The following is a 14,578-nucleotide window of genomic DNA, read 5'->3' as shown; positions in this document are numbered from 1 at the left end:
AGCTCCTCAGACCCCGAGGTACGCCTCGCGCACCCGCGGGTCGTCGGCCAGGTCGGAGGCCTTGCCCTCGAGCACGATCGAGCCGCTCTCGATGACGTAGGCCCGGTCGGAGATGGCGAGCGCCTGGGAGGCGTTCTGCTCCACGATGAGGACGGTCACCCCGGTGTCGCGGATCCGGCTGATCGCCTCCAGGACCTGGGCCACCAGGTTGGGGGCCAGGCCGACCGACGGCTCGTCGAGGGTCAGGCAGGTCGGCCGCGCCATCAGAGCCCGGCCGATGGCCAGCATCTGTTGCTGGCCGCCGGACATGGTGTCGGCCCGCTGGAGGCGCCGCTCCTGGAGGATCGGGAACAGCTCGTAGACCTCCTCCAGCGACGACCGGACCGTCGAGCGGGACTGGGTGTAGGCCCCCATTTCGAGGTTCTCGACCACCTGGAGGTGGCCGAAGAGGGCCCGGTCCTGGGCGACGTGCACGAGCCCGGACCGCACGATCCTGTGCGGCGCACGGTTCTGCACGTCCTGGCCGTCGAGGCGGATGTGCCCGCGCGAGGTCGGGACCAGGCCGGCGATCGCCCGCAGGGTCGTGGTCTTGCCGGCGCCGTTGGCGCCGATCAGGGAGACGATCTCGCCCTGGTCGACGTGCAGCGAGAGGCCGTGCAGGATCTCCAGGCGCCGGTAGCCGGCGTGGACGTCGTCGAGCTCGAGCATCATGCGTAGTCCTCCCCGAGGTAGGCCTCGACGACCCGGGGGTCACGGATGACCTCCTGCGGGTCGCCCAGGGCGAGCTCCTGGCCCTCCGCCATCACCAGCAGGCGCTCCGAGAGCGCCATCACGGCGGCCATGATGTGCTCGACGAACATCACCGTGACCCCGTCGGCGTGGATCTCGCGCAGCAGCTCGATGATCGGCGCACGCTCGGCGGGCACCAGCCCGGCCAGCACCTCGTCGAGCAGCAGCAGGCGCGGCTCCAGGGCCAGGGCCCGGGCCAGCTCCAGCCGCTTCAGGCCGGCGGTGGGCAGGCTGCCCGAGGGTGCGTGGACGTACTCGGCCAGCCGCACCCGCTCGATCACCTCGAGCGCATGGCGGCGAGCGGCGCGCCGCGACCGGTGCCGGTGGTGGGCCGCCACGGCGACGTTCTCCAGCACGCTCATCGACTCGAAGGGCCGCATCAGCTGGAAGGTGCGCACCAGCCCGGCGCCGGCCACCTTGTCGGCGGGCCAGCCGGTGATGTCCTGGCCGTCGAAGACCACCCGTCCGCTGGTGGGCGGGAGCTGGCCGGCGAGCAGCGAGAACAGCGTCGTCTTGCCGGCGCCGTTCGGGCCGATGATCCCGAGGAACTCGCCGTCGGTGACGGTCACGTCGACGTCGCTCACGGCCCTCAGGCCGGAGAACGACTTGGTGAGCTGGTCGACCTGCAGGAGCGTCATGAGCGGAACCGATCGCGCAGGGTGCCGTAGATGCCCTTCGGCATGAACAGCACGATGAGGATGAGCAGGGCGGCGTACACCGCGACGTCGAGGCCGCTGAGCCCCTCGAGGAACGAGAGGAACCCGGGCGGCTCGCGCAGCACGTCGGCGATCCACTCCGAGAGCGGGCCGACGATCAGGGCGCCCACGAGCGGGCCCCAGATGGTGCCGATGCCACCGATCACGGCGGGCACGATCGCGTTGACCGAGACCGCCGAGCCGAAGCCCTGCTCCGGGCCGACGAAGAAGTAGTACTGGGTGTAGAAGGAGCCGGCCACCGAGGTCAGCGCGCAGCTGGCCGCGACGGTCACCAGGCGCACCCGCATCACGTTGATGCCCAGCGAGGCCGCGGCCGTCTCGTCGTCGCGCACGGCCTGGGCGTACTGGCCGGTGCGGGAGTGGACGAACCAGATGGTGCCGAGCAGCCCGAGGGCCAGGATCCCCAGCGGGATCCAGAAGTAGAGCGGGCTGCCCGCCTTCCACTGCATCATCGTCCAGGAGTCCTCGGAGAGGATCGGGACGTTGAAGCCCTCGGTGCGGTTGAGCGCGTCGATGTTCTGCACCGCCAGCAGGAAGACCTGGGCGAAGGCGAACGTCGCGAGCGCGAAGTAGGGGCCGGCCAGCTTGTAGCGCAGGCACAGGAAGGCGATCAGGGTGCCGGCCGCCGCGGAGATCAGCGCCCCGACGACCATCGCGATCCACGGCGAGACGCCGTGCTGCACGAGGAGGTAGGCGTCGGTGTAGGCCCCGATGCCGAAGAAGGCGGCGTGGCCGAAGCTGAACATGCCGCCGTAGCCGCTCATCAGGTTCCAGCCGACGGCCATGATCGCGAAGATCAGGGTTCGGACCGCGACGGTCTCGGTCTGGTCGTCGAGCAGGAACGGGAGTACGGCGAGCACCGCGACCAGCACGCCGAGGACGGCGTACGAGCGGGTGGCGCTGGAGTCCTTCAGCCGCGGGTCGTCCGCGGCGATCGTGGTGGGTCGCTCGGTCAGGGTGGTCACTGCGGGGCCCCCAGGATCCCCTGGGGCCGGAAGAACAGCACCAGGACGAAGACGGCGAAGACCAGGATCAGCGAGCCGGTCCCCGGGAAGTAGAGGGCGCCGACGGTCTGCACCAGGCCGATCACCAGGCCGCCCAGCAGGGCGCCGGTGACGCTGCCGAGGCCGCCGAGCACGACGATCACGAACGCCAGGATCGTGAACTGCTCGCCGACGGTCGGGGTGAGGCTGAGGAACGGCGCCATCAGGCCGCCGGCGACCGCGACGCAGGCCGCGCCGATGCCGAAGGTCAGCGCGTAGATCCGGCGAACGTCGACGCCCACCAGCGAGGCGCCCTCGGCGTTCGCCGAGACCGCGCGGATCGACATGCCGAACGACGTACGACGCAGCAGGAGCAGCAGCGCGACCGCGACGAGCAGGGCCCCGCCGAAGGCGATCAGCCGCTCGTACGACGCCACCGCGCCGAACACCTCGACCGACCCGTCGACCGAGCCGGGCACCCGCAGCGGCCGGCCGCCGAAGATCATCAGCAGCACGTTGATGATCAGCAGGCTCAGGCCGAGGGTGACCAGCAGCGGGCCCTCGTGGCTGCCGGCCAGGGTGAGCTTGTTGAGCAGCGCGGCCTGCACGACCACGCCGAACAGGAACATGATCGGCACGGCCAGGAGGGTCGCGACGTAGACGGGGAGTCCGCCCGAGGTCGTCATCTCGTAGACCAGGAACATCGCCATCGTGAGCATCGCGCCCTGCGCGAAGTTGACGATGCCGAGGACGCCGAAGATCAGGGTCAGGCCGACCGAGACCAGCGCGTAGACGCCGCCGAGCAGCAGGCCGGTGACGATCGACTGGGTGACCAGGTCGGTGGCGCGCTGGCCCACGGCGTAGACGAGGACGAGCGCGACGACGACCGCCGCCATGACGCCCAGCGGCACCGCGACCTCGGAGGTACGGCGCTGCGTCCCCCGGTCCGGTGGTGCCTCCGGGGCCGGCGCGGTGGCCGTGCTGGTGGGGTCCGTCATGTCCTCACTCCTTCGCGCCGGCGGCGCGGCCGGCGGGGTAGACGATGTCGGCGGTCTTGAACTCGTCGGGGAAGACCTGCTCGACCTTCCCGTCGCGGATCTGCATGACCGTCACGGAGGCGTTCTCGTTCTCGCCCGCCTCGTCGAAGGCGATCGGTCCGCCGAACTCCAGCAGCGGGTCGTCGATCTCCAGGTCGGCGATCGCGTCGCGCAGCTCCTCGGGGTCCTTGGAGCCGGACTCCTCCAGGCCCTGGGCGATGACCACGACGGCCTGGTAGGCGAGCATCGCCGAGGTCTCCATGGTCCGGCCGTACTTCTGCTCGAAGCGGGCGCGGATGTCCTGGGCGCGCTCGTCGGTGGCGGCGTAGTGGTAGTTCGCGCTCAGCACGTCGGCGCCCGCGGGCCCCGAGTCGGCCGGGAAGGCGCTGTCGTCGAAGCCGCCGTTCGCGATGCCGTAGAGCGCGTCGACGTCGCCGCCGAGCGAGCGGACCGCCTGGGCGATGAGCAGGCTGTCGGGGTAGTAGCCGGTCACGACGACCACGTCCGGGTCGGCGGCGAGGGCCTCGCGGACCTGGGTGGTCGCGTCGGTGAAGTTGGTCGCCGGGTAGGTCACCTCGGACACCACGTCGATGCCCTGGTCGGCGGCCTCCTTCTCGAAGGCGTCGTGGACGCTCTGGCCGAAGGCCCCCTCGATGTGCAGGTAGGAGACCGTCCGGACCGGCTTGCCGTTGGCCTTCGAGAGCTCGGCCAGGGCGATCGCGCCGTCGCGGCCCATGCTGGAGGCGTTGGGCTGGATGCGGAAGGTGTGCTCGTAGCCCTGCTCGAGGATCACGTCGTCGACCGCCACGTCGATGACCAGCGGCACCCGGTTGCGCTCGGCGACCGCCGACACGTTGGCGGTGACGTCGCTCTGGTAGGTGCCGATCAGCGCGACCGCGCCCTCGCTCACCAGCCGCTGCGCCTCGATCTGCCCGGCGTCGGCCGTGCCCTTGCTGTCACCCGCGCGGAGCACGAGGCTGTCCCCACCCAGCGACTCGATGCCGCCGGCCTCGTTGAGGTCGTCGACCGCGAGCTGGGCGCCCTCGTGCATCATCTCGCCCTGACCGGCGAGGGCGCCCGTGAGCGGGTGCACCGAGCCGATCACGACCTCGTCCTCGGCGGGCTCGTAGCCGCCGCACGCCGCTGCGGTCAGGACGATGAGCACACCGACCACAGCGAGGGAGAGCTTCTTCATGGTGCAGGACCATCCTTCCGAGCCCGACGACCTCCGGATCGTTCCTCTGACAGGAACACCATCGGGGCCACCTAGCGTTTCGCTCAGCGAGCCGTTCAACCAAGCCTTGCGTCGCGCTGCACGCGATCCCCGTCACTATGGCACGGGTCACCCCTGCATTTCCAGGGCCTGGACGCCTCGACCTTCTCCCACTAGCGTTTCTCCTAGCGAAACGCAGGTAACGATCATGTTTCCCGAAAGGACCCACGCATGACCGAGCGAGAGACGCCGGGCGGTACGGAGGCAGCCGACCGGGTGGCCGACGTGCTGCTGCTCCTCGGGCGTTCCGACGAGCCGCTCGGGGTGTCCCGGATCGCGCGCGAGCTGGACCTCAGCAAGGCCGTGGTGCACCGGATCCTGCGCTCGCTCGCCTCGCGCTCGCTGATCCGGCCGGACCCCGGCGGCGCCGGGCACGTGCTGGGCCCGGCGGCGGCCGGCCTGGCCATCCGGGCCTGGAGCCAGCTCGACGTCCGGGCGGTCGCCTCCCCCGTGCTGCGGCGCCTGCGCGACCGCACCCGCGAGACCACCACGCTCTCGATCCTGGTCGGCGACCAGCGGGTCTACCTCGACCAGTTCGAGAGCCCGCAGGAGGTGAAGATGGTGGTCGAGATCGGCCCGCGCTTCCCGCTGCACTCCGGTGCGTCCAGCCGGGTGATCCTGGCCCACCTGCCGCAGCCGTTCATCGACGAGGCGGTACGCCAGCTGGCGCAGGAGCGTCCGACCTTCGAGATCGAGCCCTACCTCGCCGGGCTGGCCCGGATCCGCGAGGAGGGCTACGGCATCTCGCTCAACGAGCGGAGCACCGGTGCCGCCTCCATCGCGGCGGCGTTCTTCGACGCGGCCGGCAACGTCCTCGGCTCGGTCAGCGCGTCCGGGCCGATCTTCCGCTACAGCGACGAGTCGGACGAGCAGCAGCAGGAGCAGGTCCGGCTGGTGGTCGAGGCGGCCCGCGAGATCACCGACCGGCTCCGGCCGCCCGCCGACGACTGACCCCTCCCCCGAGGCCCACCGAAGGAGACCCGTGCTGCCCCGCTCGTTCCTCTACGTCCCCGCCGACCGTCCCGACCTGTTCGACAAGGCCGCGGCGGGGCCGGCGGACGCGATCGTCCTGGACCTGGAGGACGCCGTGCCGGCCGCGGGCAAGACCGCCGCACGCGACGCCGTACGGCGGTGGCTGCCGTCGTCGCCCGCGACCGGGGCCGAGGTCTGGGCCCGGATCTCGCCACTCGCCCTCGACGACGACCTGGCGGCCGTCTACCACCCGCGACTGGCCGGCCTGCTGCTCGCCGGCTGCACGCCGGAGGTGCTCGACCGGGTCGCCGCCACCACCCCGGCCGACCTCCGCCTGGTCGGGCTGGTCGAGAGCGCCGCCGCGCTGGTCGCCCTCCCCACCATGGCCGCCCATCCGCGGCTGACCGCCTTCGGCGTCGGGGAGGTCGACCTCCTCGGCGACCTCCGCGTCGCGCGCACTCCCCGCACCGACGCCGTCGTCGCCCAGCTCCGCACCCTGGTGGTGGTGCACAGCGCCGCGGCCGGTCTGGAGCCCCCGGTCGCCCCCACCTCCACCGACTTCCGGGACCTGGACGCCTTCGCCGAGTCCACCCGCCTCGCCCTGGACCTCGGCTTCCGCTCGCGGACCGCGATCCATCCCGGGCAGGTGCCGGTCATCCACGACGCGCTCACCCCCTCCGCCGAGGAGGTGGCCGCCGCCCGCGACCTGGTCCGGCGCTTCGACGAGGCGGACGGCGGGGGCACGGTCGACGCGAGCGGGCGGTTCGTCGACGCCGCCGTGGTGCGGGGCGCGCGGGAGACCCTGTCCCGGGCGCGGTGACGCTCAGCGGGCGGGCCGGTAGCGCCGTACGTCCACCCGGGTGAGGTCCCGCACCGGGTGCCGGCGACCGGCGAGCACCGCGTCGTACGACCGGTCGCGCTGGAGATAGCGGGCGAAGAACGCCCCGGCGTAGGTCCGCTGGACCCGGCGCTCGGCGCGCGGCCCGAGGGTGCGCGAGGTCTCCTCGGAGAACCCGTCGGTGCAGCGACCGGGCCGGCCCTCCGGGTGGCCGGCGTCGTCCTCGCCGCCGGGGCCGCCGCCGGCCGCCCAGCGCGTGTTGAGGTTGTTGTGGTTGGCGCCGTGCACGGTGATGCCGATGTTGACCCGGTTGCCCGCGCGCTGGGCCAGCTGGTTGTACTCGTCGCGGCCGGTGGCGTCGCAGGTGCCCGCCCAGGTCATCAGCGGGACGTCGGTGACCTGCAGCCGACGGAAGTTCCGGTCCAGGAACGGCGGCCCGGCCGCGGCCAGACCGAAGACGGCCCGGATCCGCACGCCCTCCGGCAGCCGCTGGCGGTGCGCGGCGGCCGCGACCCACATCACGCCGCGGCCGCCGCGGGAGTGACCCAGCAGGCCGACGTTCCGCAGGTCGACCGCCCCGCGCAGGTCGGGTCGCACCGGCCGGCCGGTCGCCGAGGAGCGGAAGGCGCCGACGAGCGGGCCGGTGCCCCGCTCGACCAGGTCGCGCCACATCCTCAGGTGGCGCAGCACAACCGTCCCGCGGGCCCGGTCGGCGACCTCGCCCAGCTCGCCCGCGTTGACGCCGTTGGCGCCCACCGAGACCACGACCATGCCGCGGGCGGCGAGGTCACGGCCGAGGGCGTCGTACCCGCGGTCGCTGCGGATGGCGGTCCGGGTGCCGCGACAGGGCCACTGGCCGTCGACCTCGCCGCTCGCCTCGTCGGCGCAGGTCCAGAACAGCCCGTGCGCGATCACGACGAGCGGGAGCCGTCGCCCCGCGGCGTCCGCGGGCGCGTAGACCCGACCGGTCAGCTCCAGGGGCGCCAGCTCCCGGGTGAGCCTGCCCTTCCGGTCGAACCCGTGGAAGCCCCGCACCGTCAGGGCGCGGTCCCCGAGGTCGTAGTCGAAGGTCCGCACCGAGGTCGGCGCGCGGTCGGCGCCCACCCCGGTGGCGGGGTACGGCGCGGCCGCGAGCGAGGCGGCGGCCAGCACCGCCACCAGGCTGCGGCGGATCAGGGTCGTCATCCGTGTCATGCCGACACGCTCGCGGGCCGATGTCAGGAACCTGTGTGCCCCCGGTCAGGGGTCGGTCAGCAGCCGGCGCGGCGACCCGGGGCGCGGGAGGTCCTCCCCCGCGCCCCGGGTGCGCGGTCAGCGCACCCGCACCCGGACGACGGCCGCGGCCCGGGCGGTGTCCGCGGTCGCGGGCAGCAGCACCCGCACCCGGTGCGTGCCGCGCGGGAGCCCGCGCAGGACGACGCGGGTGGTCCCGGTCGCCACCCGGGTGACGACCGGCCGGCCGCCCGAGCTCGTCCTCAGGACCAGGCCGGCGGGGCGGACCGGGAGGCCGGCGACCCGCACGCGCAGGCGGGGACCCGAGCCCGACACCACCAGCCGCGGGCGGGCCTTCGCGACCCGCACGACGACGGTCGAGCGGCTCGGCGCAGCGCCGGCCGACGGCGTGAAGCCGACCTCGAGCCGGTGCGTGCCGGCCCCGAGCCGGCGCGGGAGCCGGACCGTCGCCACCCCGGCCCGGACGGTGCCGCTGGCCAGGACCCGGCCCTTCTCGGTGGCCCGGACCGTGCCGGTCGTGGCGCCGCCGACCCGCACGCGCAGCACCGCGCCCGCGCCGTACGACGTCCGCGCCGCGGTGGCGGTGACGGAGGTCGCCGCGGCGGCGATCCGGCCGACGGTCACCGAGGCCGCGCTGACGGTGGTCGCGAGCTCGTCGGGGCTGGTGAGCAGCAGCCCGTGCACGACCGGCAGGCCGGCCCCGTCGGTCGACGTGGCCCCGAGGACGACGGTGGTGCTCGTCCCCGCCAGCCGGTACGACGTGCCGGGGGTGATCCGGCCCGCCGCGACCGGGTGACCCAGCACGGTGCCGCCGCCCGAGCTGACGACGGCGCCCGCGGCGGTGACGACAGTCCGCAGGTCCGTCAGGCGTACGGCGGCGTCGGTCCCGGGGAACAGGTCGAGGCGGCCGACCGTGCTGCTCGCGCCGGTGGTCGCGACGGCGGTCCGCAGGCCGGTGGCGGCGACCTGCCCGGTGCCGTCGGCGAGCGTGTCGAGGGCGCCGGCGGGGGTCCTCAGCGTCGCGAGCGGCGCGGCGCCGAGCTCGACCGAGCCGGTGGCGCGGACGCCGTACCCGTGCCAGGTGCCGGCCGGGACGACCGGCTGCTCGGGCTGCGGCTCGGGCTCCGGGCCGGTGCCCGGGCCGTCGTCGACCCCGACCACGACCTGGCCGAGGATCACCTCGGGCCAGCTGCCGGTGTGGTCGACGTAGTGGAGCGCGTTGACGGTGGTGGTGCCGTCGGCGTGCTCGATCCGCTCGTTGACGCGGACCTCCAGCAGCACCTCGCCGTCCTCGTCGACCTTGGAGTAGATGTAGCCGTCCTGGTGGTTCAGCCAGCGGCCGTCGGCGAAGAGCGCGTTGACGGAGTCGGCGAAGGTCACCGTCGACGCGCCGGCCGGGGTGACGTGCAGGTGCAGGTGGTTGACCCGCAGCGCGGAGGGCCGGTACTCGGCGAGGGCGTCCTCGGCCGGCAGCTGGGCGAAGGCGTCGACCTCGACGTCGACCGACCCGTCGACGGCCGTCGTGGCGCTGACGCCGGTGGCCCGGCTGCGGGCACCGAGCGCGCGCACCTCGTCCGCCGTCGCGGTCGCGGCGCCGGGTCCGGTGATCACGGGCGCCGGCTCGACCAGGCGTACGCCGTCCGCCCCGACGACCTGGACGCCCGCGACCCGGTGCGGCTCGCGGGTGGGCTGCGCGAGGTCGGTGCAGGTCACCTGGCCGAGCGCCAGGTCGCGGACCTCGTAGTTGTCGCCGTTGCGGATCCGCAGGCCGGTCGTCGTGCGGACGGTGCCGACGGTCGTGACCGCCTCGAGCGTGACGGTCGCGTCGTCGTCGTACGCCCCGGCGGTAGCGGGCAGCGGGATCGTCGTCCCCGCCGCTTCCTGGGCCGCGGCCGTGCGGTCGACGTCGCCGACCAGCAGCTGCTCGACAGTGACGAAGGAGCGCCCGCCCGGGGCGCAGCCGACGGTCAGGCCGCGCAGGGTGAGCGGCACCCGGCCGCGCAGCTCGACCCGGGCCTCGGCGACCGTCGAGCGGGCACCGGTCGAGCCGGCGACGGTGCGGGTCCCGGTGGTGGTGATGACGTAGCCGGAGCGCAGGGCGGCTGGGGTCGCGGTGGTCGCGACCTCGCCGGCCACCTCGGCGCCCGCCGTCCAGCCGACCGGGGCGGTCGCGGACTGCAGGGTGCCGCCGTCGATGTCGCGGACGCTCAGGCCGGCGGCGGTGTGCAGGACGGGGTCGGCGGCGTACGCCGGCGTCGCGGGCAGGGCGAGCGCGGCCCCGGTGGTGGCCAGCGCGACGAGCGTCGCGGCCACCGTGCGGATGGAGGTCATGGTCGTTCTCTCTCGGGAGGGGTGGGGCCCGGTCACCGGGCGGTGCCGAACAGGTCGAAGAAGGCGGCGCCGCCGGGCAGGCCGACGCCGGTGAGCGGGTCCCAGCCGGGCCCCGAGACGAGCGACTGGGGGCGGCGGTCGACGGTCACGACCGTCTCGGGCCAGGTCTGTCCGCCGCCGAGCGCGGTCGCCGACCAGAGGCCGGCGTTCGGCGGGGTCACGTCGCGCAGCGCCGCCGTACCCGCCAGGCGGTAGAGCCACGGCGTGGCCAGCCCGATCCGCCGGCCGGAGCGGGCCTTGGCCATCGCGACCAGGGTGGCGACCGACGGGGTGGCCAGGCTGGTCCCGCCGATGGCGCGGTACGTCGGCCCGTCCGGCCCGGGGATCCGGGTCGTGAAGCCGGTCAGCGGGTCGGCCAGCGCGGCGACGTCGGGCAGCAGCCGCCTCCCGGCGCCGGAGCCGTCGGTGAGGGTCGCCGGGACATGCCCCCGCTGCCAGCCCGGCCGGGCGTGGACGTGGGAGGCGCCGCCGCCCCCGCCGGCGTGGAAGCCGGGTGGGATCAGCCCGCCGTTGCGGGCGAAGTACGGCGTGGACGCCCAGCCGCCGATCGCGGCGTACGAGCCGTCGCGCCGCATCCCCATCGACAGCCCGCCGACCGCGGTGACCCACGGGCTGGACGCCGGCGAGGTCACGTCGAGCTCGCCCGCGTGGTCGCCCTCGTCGCTGTAGTCGCCGTCGTTGCCGGCGGCCGCGAAGACCGACACGCCCCGCAGCGAGGCCTGCACGACCGCGCGGTGCAACAGGGCCCGGTCGGCGTCGGTGCCGTGCTCCTCGCGGGAGCCGAGGGACATCGAGATCACGTCGACCTCACCCGACTCGACGGCGTCGAGCAGGGTCTGGAAGAGGTCGTGGGAGTAGCAGGTCGGGCTGGCCCAGTAGACGACCTTCGCGTCCGGCGCCATCGCGTGCACGGCCTGGACGTCGAGGTGCTGCTCCTCCGACCAGCCTTCGCGGTCCCCGCAGGCGGTGTCGTCCTCGGCGGTGTGGTGGACGACGTACTGCCCGGGGCGGAAGGGGGCGCCGCCGGTCTCGGTGAAGTAGTCGTCGGTGTTCTGCGCGACCGCGGGGTCGTCGTACGTCCCGACGATGCCGACCCGGGCACCCTCGCCGGTGATGCCCGCCGGGACCCGGTGCAGGGCGCGCAGGTCGGTGGGCGAGTAGCCGCAGAGCCGGTTGGAGCGGGTCGTCACGGCGGGCCGCGCGGGCCAGCGGTCGCTGACCCGCTCGCCCCAGTAGCGCGCGCAGCCGTCGGAGGTCTGCGGCCCGGTCGTCACGGCCGGCGCGGTGATCGACATCGGGACCGCGGGGGTGCGCACCAGCCCGGCGACGCCCTGGATCCGCAGCCCGCGCGGCACCGACACGGCACGGGCGGGCGCGACGATCTCGACGCCGTCGGTCTCGACCCGGACCAGGCGGGTGCGCAGGGCGCGCTCGACCCGGCCGACCCGGCCCCGCACCTCGACGACCCCGAGGTCGCGTCGTACGGCGGTGACCGCGAGCCGCTGGGCGCGCAGCCAGCGGGCGGCCCGCCGTACCTGCCGCGGCGTCGCCGCGCCCTCGCCCCGCCAGGGGAGCAGCACGCTGAGGCGGACCACCTCGCGGTCCGGCACCGCCCGCCGGCGGCCGGTGTCGAGCGCGGCGAGGTCCAGGCGCGACCCGGCGAGCACAGTGCGGGCGGCCGGGCGCTCCGCGGGCTCCGCGGCCGACGCGGGCGGCGCTCCCGAGAGCGGGACGGACAGGGTCGCGGCGGCGAGCACGGCGACGAGCAGGGGTACGCCGCGCTGCGGCGTGCGGGAGACGGGCACGAAGGGTCCTCGGGGTCCAGCCGCACCACCGTGATGCGGCCCGCGGACTCTATACGAGAACGATTCTCATTTGCATTTGGGGGTGGGTGTGACCGGGTACCCGGAAGGCATGAGCGACGACCCGAGGAAGACCAGCACGCAGGGCGACCCCGACCTCGACGCGGAGCGCGAGGAGATCGGGGCGCTGCAGGACCGGCTCGACGCCGAGTCGGACGAGGACGGCCTGGGGGCCGAGGCGGGCACGGCCGAGGAGAACGGCATCTCGCAGGGCTGAGGCCGCCGCGTCCTCAGGCCGCCCGCACCGCGACGGGCACCCGCACCTCGACGAGCGCCGTCCGCAGCCGCCGCTGCGCGGCCAGGACCAGGAGCAGCTCCAGCACCATCGCGGTGACGGTCACGGCGAACGCCGCGGTGTGGCCGTGCGCGTCGGCGAGCCGTCCGGCGGTGCCCGAGCCGACGGCGTACCCCAGGCCGGTGGCGCTGGCCAGCAGCGTCATCGCGGTGGCGACCCGGGCGGGGGCGACCACCCGCTCGGCCAGCGAGAAGACGGCGATCATCAGGGGCGCCACGGCGCAGCCGAGCAGCAGGACGACCGGGACCAGGGCAGCGAGCCCGTCCACGAGCAGCAGGGGCAGCGACAGCACCGACAGGGCGGCCGCGGCGCCGAGCATCCGGCGCTCCGGGCCGATCCGCTCGGGGAGGAACGCGGTCGCGACGCCCGCGACGGCGCTGCCGACCCCGAGCACGGCGTGCACCAGCCCGGCGGCGCCCGGCACCCCGGCCTGGGTGGCCAGCACCGTCGTCCCGGTCTGGGTGGCGCCGAAGAGGCTGCCGATGAGCAGCTGCGCGACGACCAGGACCAGCAGGACCGGGGTGAGCAGCCGACCGGTCGGCAGCGGGATGCCGTCGCGTCGGACCCGGCGGGCGCTGCGATGCAGCGCGAAGGCCGTGCCGAAGATCGCCAGCATCGCGGCCGCCAGCAGCAGCGCGCCGCCGGGCGAGACCACGGCGACGCCGACGCCGACGAGGGCCGGGCCGATCGCGAAGGACGCCTCGTCCGCGGCCCCCTCGTAGGAGAAGGCCACGTCGACCAGGCGCCGCTGGTGGACCCCGGTCGGGGCGGTGATCGGGCGCCAGCGCACCCGCGCCAGCGGACCGACCTGCGGCATGGCGAGACCGGCGAGGGCGGCGGTGGCGACCACGGCCGCGTCGGCCGCTCCCCCGCGGACGAGCGCAACGAGGGCGACCAGCGCGCCGGCGCCGGCCAGTGACTGCACGAGGACGACGTGCCGCTGGCCGATCCGGTCGGCCAGGGCCCCCGCGAACGGGGCGCCGGCCGCGTTCGCGACGGCGAGCGCGCCGGCGGCCAGGCCGCCGAGGCCGTAGCTGCCGGTGGCGTCGGAGACGAGCAGGAGGGTGCCGAGCTGGCTCATGGCGAGCGGCAGCCGGGCGAGGAAGGCGACGACGACGTACGTCGTCCCGGCGAGCTCGAAGAGCCGCCGGTAGGAGGCGAGGGGTGACACGGGGGTGGGGCCTTTCGGGTGCGTCTGGACGACGCGCCGAACCCACCTCCAAGACGCGTGAAACCCTGTGCTCCCCCGATGGTACGGCGCCCTCCCGCGGGGTGGCGAAACCGCGACCCGTTCGACCCTCGGCGGTCCCCCGGCCGGCGCCCGGGGACCGCCGAGGCGGGCGATCAGGCCCGGATGAAGTCGAGGATGTCGGCGTTGATGACGTCGGCGTTGGTCGTCGGCATCCCGTGCGGGAAGCCCGGGTAGGTCTTCAGCGTGCCGTTCGGGAGGAGCTTCACCGACAGCTCGGCGGAGTCGGCGATCGGCACGACCTGGTCGTCCTCGCCGTGCAGCACCAGGGTCGGCACGGTGACGGCCTTCAGGTCCTCGGTGAAGTCGGTCTGCGAGAACGCGACCACCCCGTCGTAGTGGGCCTTAGCACCGCCGAGCATGCCCTGGCGCCACCAGTTGGCGATGACGCCCTCGTGCGGCTCGGCGCCGGGTCGGTTGTAGCCGTAGAACGGGCCCTCGGCGAAGTCGCGGAAGAAGGCGGCCCGCCGCGTGGCGACCTGCTCCTGGATGCCGTCGAAGAAGTCCTTCGGCAGGCCGCCGGGGTTGCTCTCGGTCTGGACCATGATCGGCGGGACGGCGCTGATCAGCACCGCCTTGGCGGCCCGGTCCTGGCCGTGGCGGGCCAGGTAGTGCACGACCTCGCCGCCACCGGTGGAGTGGCCCACGTGGACGGCGTCGCGCAGGTCGAGGTGCTCGACGACCGCGGCGAGGTCGTCGGCGTAGTGGTCCATGTCGTGGCCCGTGGCCACCTGCTCCGAGCGGCCGTGGCCGCGACGGTCGTGGGCGACCACACGGAAGCCCTGGTTGAGGAAGAACATCAGCTGGGCGTCCCAGTCGTCGGACGAGAGAGGCCAGCCGTGGCTGAAGACGACCGGCTGGCCGGTCCCCCAGTCCTTGTAGAAGATCTCGACGCCGTCGGTGGTGGTCAGGGTGGGCATGGGGGGCTCCCGGGAGGATC

At 74.4% G+C, this 14,578-nt stretch carries 13 protein-coding genes; 3 read left to right on the top strand and 10 right to left on the bottom strand.

Annotation, left to right across the window (positions count from 1 at the left end; genetic code table 11):
- Positions 1–6: 6 nt before the first annotated feature.
- The 5 genes from BLT76_RS22370 to BLT76_RS22350 are packed head-to-tail and all read right to left on the bottom strand — an operon-like array spanning position 7 to position 4,720.
- Positions 7–711 (bottom strand): ABC transporter ATP-binding protein, encoded by a 705-nt coding sequence (locus BLT76_RS22370; RefSeq protein WP_170867208.1) that lies wholly within the window; start codon positions 709–711, stop codon positions 7–9.
- Positions 708–1,427: an ABC transporter ATP-binding protein gene (locus BLT76_RS22365; RefSeq protein ID WP_090860533.1), complete on the bottom strand. Its 720-nt coding sequence runs from the start codon at positions 1,425–1,427 to the stop codon at positions 708–710. Before BLT76_RS22365 ends, BLT76_RS22370 begins: the two co-directional genes overlap by 4 nt.
- Positions 1,424–2,470, bottom strand: coding sequence for a branched-chain amino acid ABC transporter permease (locus tag BLT76_RS22360; RefSeq protein ID WP_090860532.1), 1,047 nt, complete (start codon positions 2,468–2,470; stop codon positions 1,424–1,426). Before BLT76_RS22360 ends, BLT76_RS22365 begins: the two co-directional genes overlap by 4 nt.
- Positions 2,467–3,486, bottom strand: coding sequence for a branched-chain amino acid ABC transporter permease (locus BLT76_RS22355; RefSeq protein WP_090860531.1), 1,020 nt, complete (start codon positions 3,484–3,486; stop codon positions 2,467–2,469). Before BLT76_RS22355 ends, BLT76_RS22360 begins: the two co-directional genes overlap by 4 nt.
- A 4-nt stretch (positions 3,487–3,490) precedes the next feature.
- A complete protein-coding gene (locus BLT76_RS22350; RefSeq protein WP_090860530.1) occupies positions 3,491–4,720 on the bottom strand; it encodes an ABC transporter substrate-binding protein in 1,230 nt (409 codons plus the stop codon).
- A gap of 249 nt (positions 4,721–4,969) precedes the next feature.
- Here BLT76_RS22350 and BLT76_RS22345 point away from each other — a divergent pair, with 249 nt between their 5' ends.
- Positions 4,970–5,749, top strand: a complete 780-nt coding sequence (locus BLT76_RS22345) for an IclR family transcriptional regulator (RefSeq protein ID WP_090860529.1) — start codon at positions 4,970–4,972, stop codon at positions 5,747–5,749.
- 31 nt (positions 5,750–5,780) lie between these two features.
- Entirely contained in the window at positions 5,781–6,590 is an 810-nt protein-coding gene (locus tag BLT76_RS22340) for an HpcH/HpaI aldolase/citrate lyase family protein (RefSeq protein ID WP_211753161.1), read from the top strand.
- A 3-nt stretch (positions 6,591–6,593) separates the two neighbouring features.
- Here BLT76_RS22340 and BLT76_RS22335 read toward each other — a convergent pair whose 3' ends face one another.
- From BLT76_RS22335 to BLT76_RS22325, 3 genes are all read right to left on the bottom strand, one after another.
- Entirely contained in the window at positions 6,594–7,802 is a 1,209-nt protein-coding gene (locus BLT76_RS22335; RefSeq protein WP_139175804.1) for an alpha/beta hydrolase, read from the bottom strand.
- A 117-nt stretch (positions 7,803–7,919) separates the two neighbouring features.
- Positions 7,920–10,172, bottom strand: a complete 2,253-nt coding sequence (locus BLT76_RS22330; protein WP_090860527.1) for a hypothetical protein — start codon at positions 10,170–10,172, stop codon at positions 7,920–7,922.
- Positions 10,173–10,204: 32 nt separating this feature from the next.
- Entirely contained in the window at positions 10,205–12,037 is a 1,833-nt protein-coding gene (locus BLT76_RS22325; protein ID WP_090860526.1) for a S53 family peptidase, read from the bottom strand.
- A gap of 109 nt (positions 12,038–12,146) precedes the next feature.
- Here BLT76_RS22325 and BLT76_RS25975 point away from each other — a divergent pair, with 109 nt between their 5' ends.
- Positions 12,147–12,311 (top strand): hypothetical protein, encoded by a 165-nt coding sequence (locus BLT76_RS25975; protein ID WP_170867207.1) that lies wholly within the window; start codon positions 12,147–12,149, stop codon positions 12,309–12,311.
- 13 nt (positions 12,312–12,324) lie between these two features.
- On the opposite strand, the gene BLT76_RS22315 is transcribed toward BLT76_RS25975, so the two are convergent.
- Together BLT76_RS22315 and BLT76_RS22310 are read right to left on the bottom strand one after the other, a co-directional pair.
- Positions 12,325–13,560, bottom strand: a complete 1,236-nt coding sequence (locus tag BLT76_RS22315; protein ID WP_090860524.1) for an MFS transporter — start codon at positions 13,558–13,560, stop codon at positions 12,325–12,327.
- Positions 13,561–13,733: 173 nt separating this feature from the next.
- Positions 13,734–14,558 carry an alpha/beta fold hydrolase gene (locus tag BLT76_RS22310; RefSeq protein ID WP_090860523.1) on the bottom strand — a complete coding sequence of 275 codons (825 nt, stop codon included), beginning with the start codon at positions 14,556–14,558 and terminating at the stop codon, positions 13,734–13,736.
- Positions 14,559–14,578 lie beyond the last annotated feature (20 nt).

Source organism: Nocardioides lianchengensis, assembly GCF_900101465.1.
Lineage (GTDB): Bacteria > Actinomycetota > Actinomycetes > Propionibacteriales > Nocardioidaceae > Nocardioides > Nocardioides lianchengensis.
This window is presented reverse-complemented; position numbering and strand designations above follow the sequence as displayed.

Excerpts from the sequence above, each read along its gene's own strand:
- BLT76_RS22370 (WP_170867208.1), bottom strand. The coding sequence starts at position 711 with ATGATGCTCGAGCTCGACGACGTCCACGCCGGCTACCGGCGCCTGGAG.
- BLT76_RS22365 (WP_090860533.1), bottom strand. The coding sequence starts at position 1,427 with ATGACGCTCCTGCAGGTCGACCAGCTCACCAAGTCGTTCTCCGGCCTG.
- BLT76_RS22355 (WP_090860531.1), bottom strand. The coding sequence starts at position 3,486 with ATGACGGACCCCACCAGCACGGCCACCGCGCCGGCCCCGGAGGCACCA.
- BLT76_RS22350 (WP_090860530.1), bottom strand. The coding sequence starts at position 4,720 with ATGAAGAAGCTCTCCCTCGCTGTGGTCGGTGTGCTCATCGTCCTGACC.
- BLT76_RS22345 (WP_090860529.1), top strand. The coding sequence starts at position 4,970 with ATGACCGAGCGAGAGACGCCGGGCGGTACGGAGGCAGCCGACCGGGTG.
- BLT76_RS22335 (WP_139175804.1), bottom strand. The coding sequence starts at position 7,802 with ATGACACGGATGACGACCCTGATCCGCCGCAGCCTGGTGGCGGTGCTG.
- BLT76_RS22330 (WP_090860527.1), bottom strand. The coding sequence starts at position 10,172 with ATGACCTCCATCCGCACGGTGGCCGCGACGCTCGTCGCGCTGGCCACC.
- BLT76_RS25975 (WP_170867207.1), top strand. The coding sequence starts at position 12,147 with ATGAGCGACGACCCGAGGAAGACCAGCACGCAGGGCGACCCCGACCTC.
- BLT76_RS22310 (WP_090860523.1), bottom strand. The coding sequence starts at position 14,558 with ATGCCCACCCTGACCACCACCGACGGCGTCGAGATCTTCTACAAGGAC.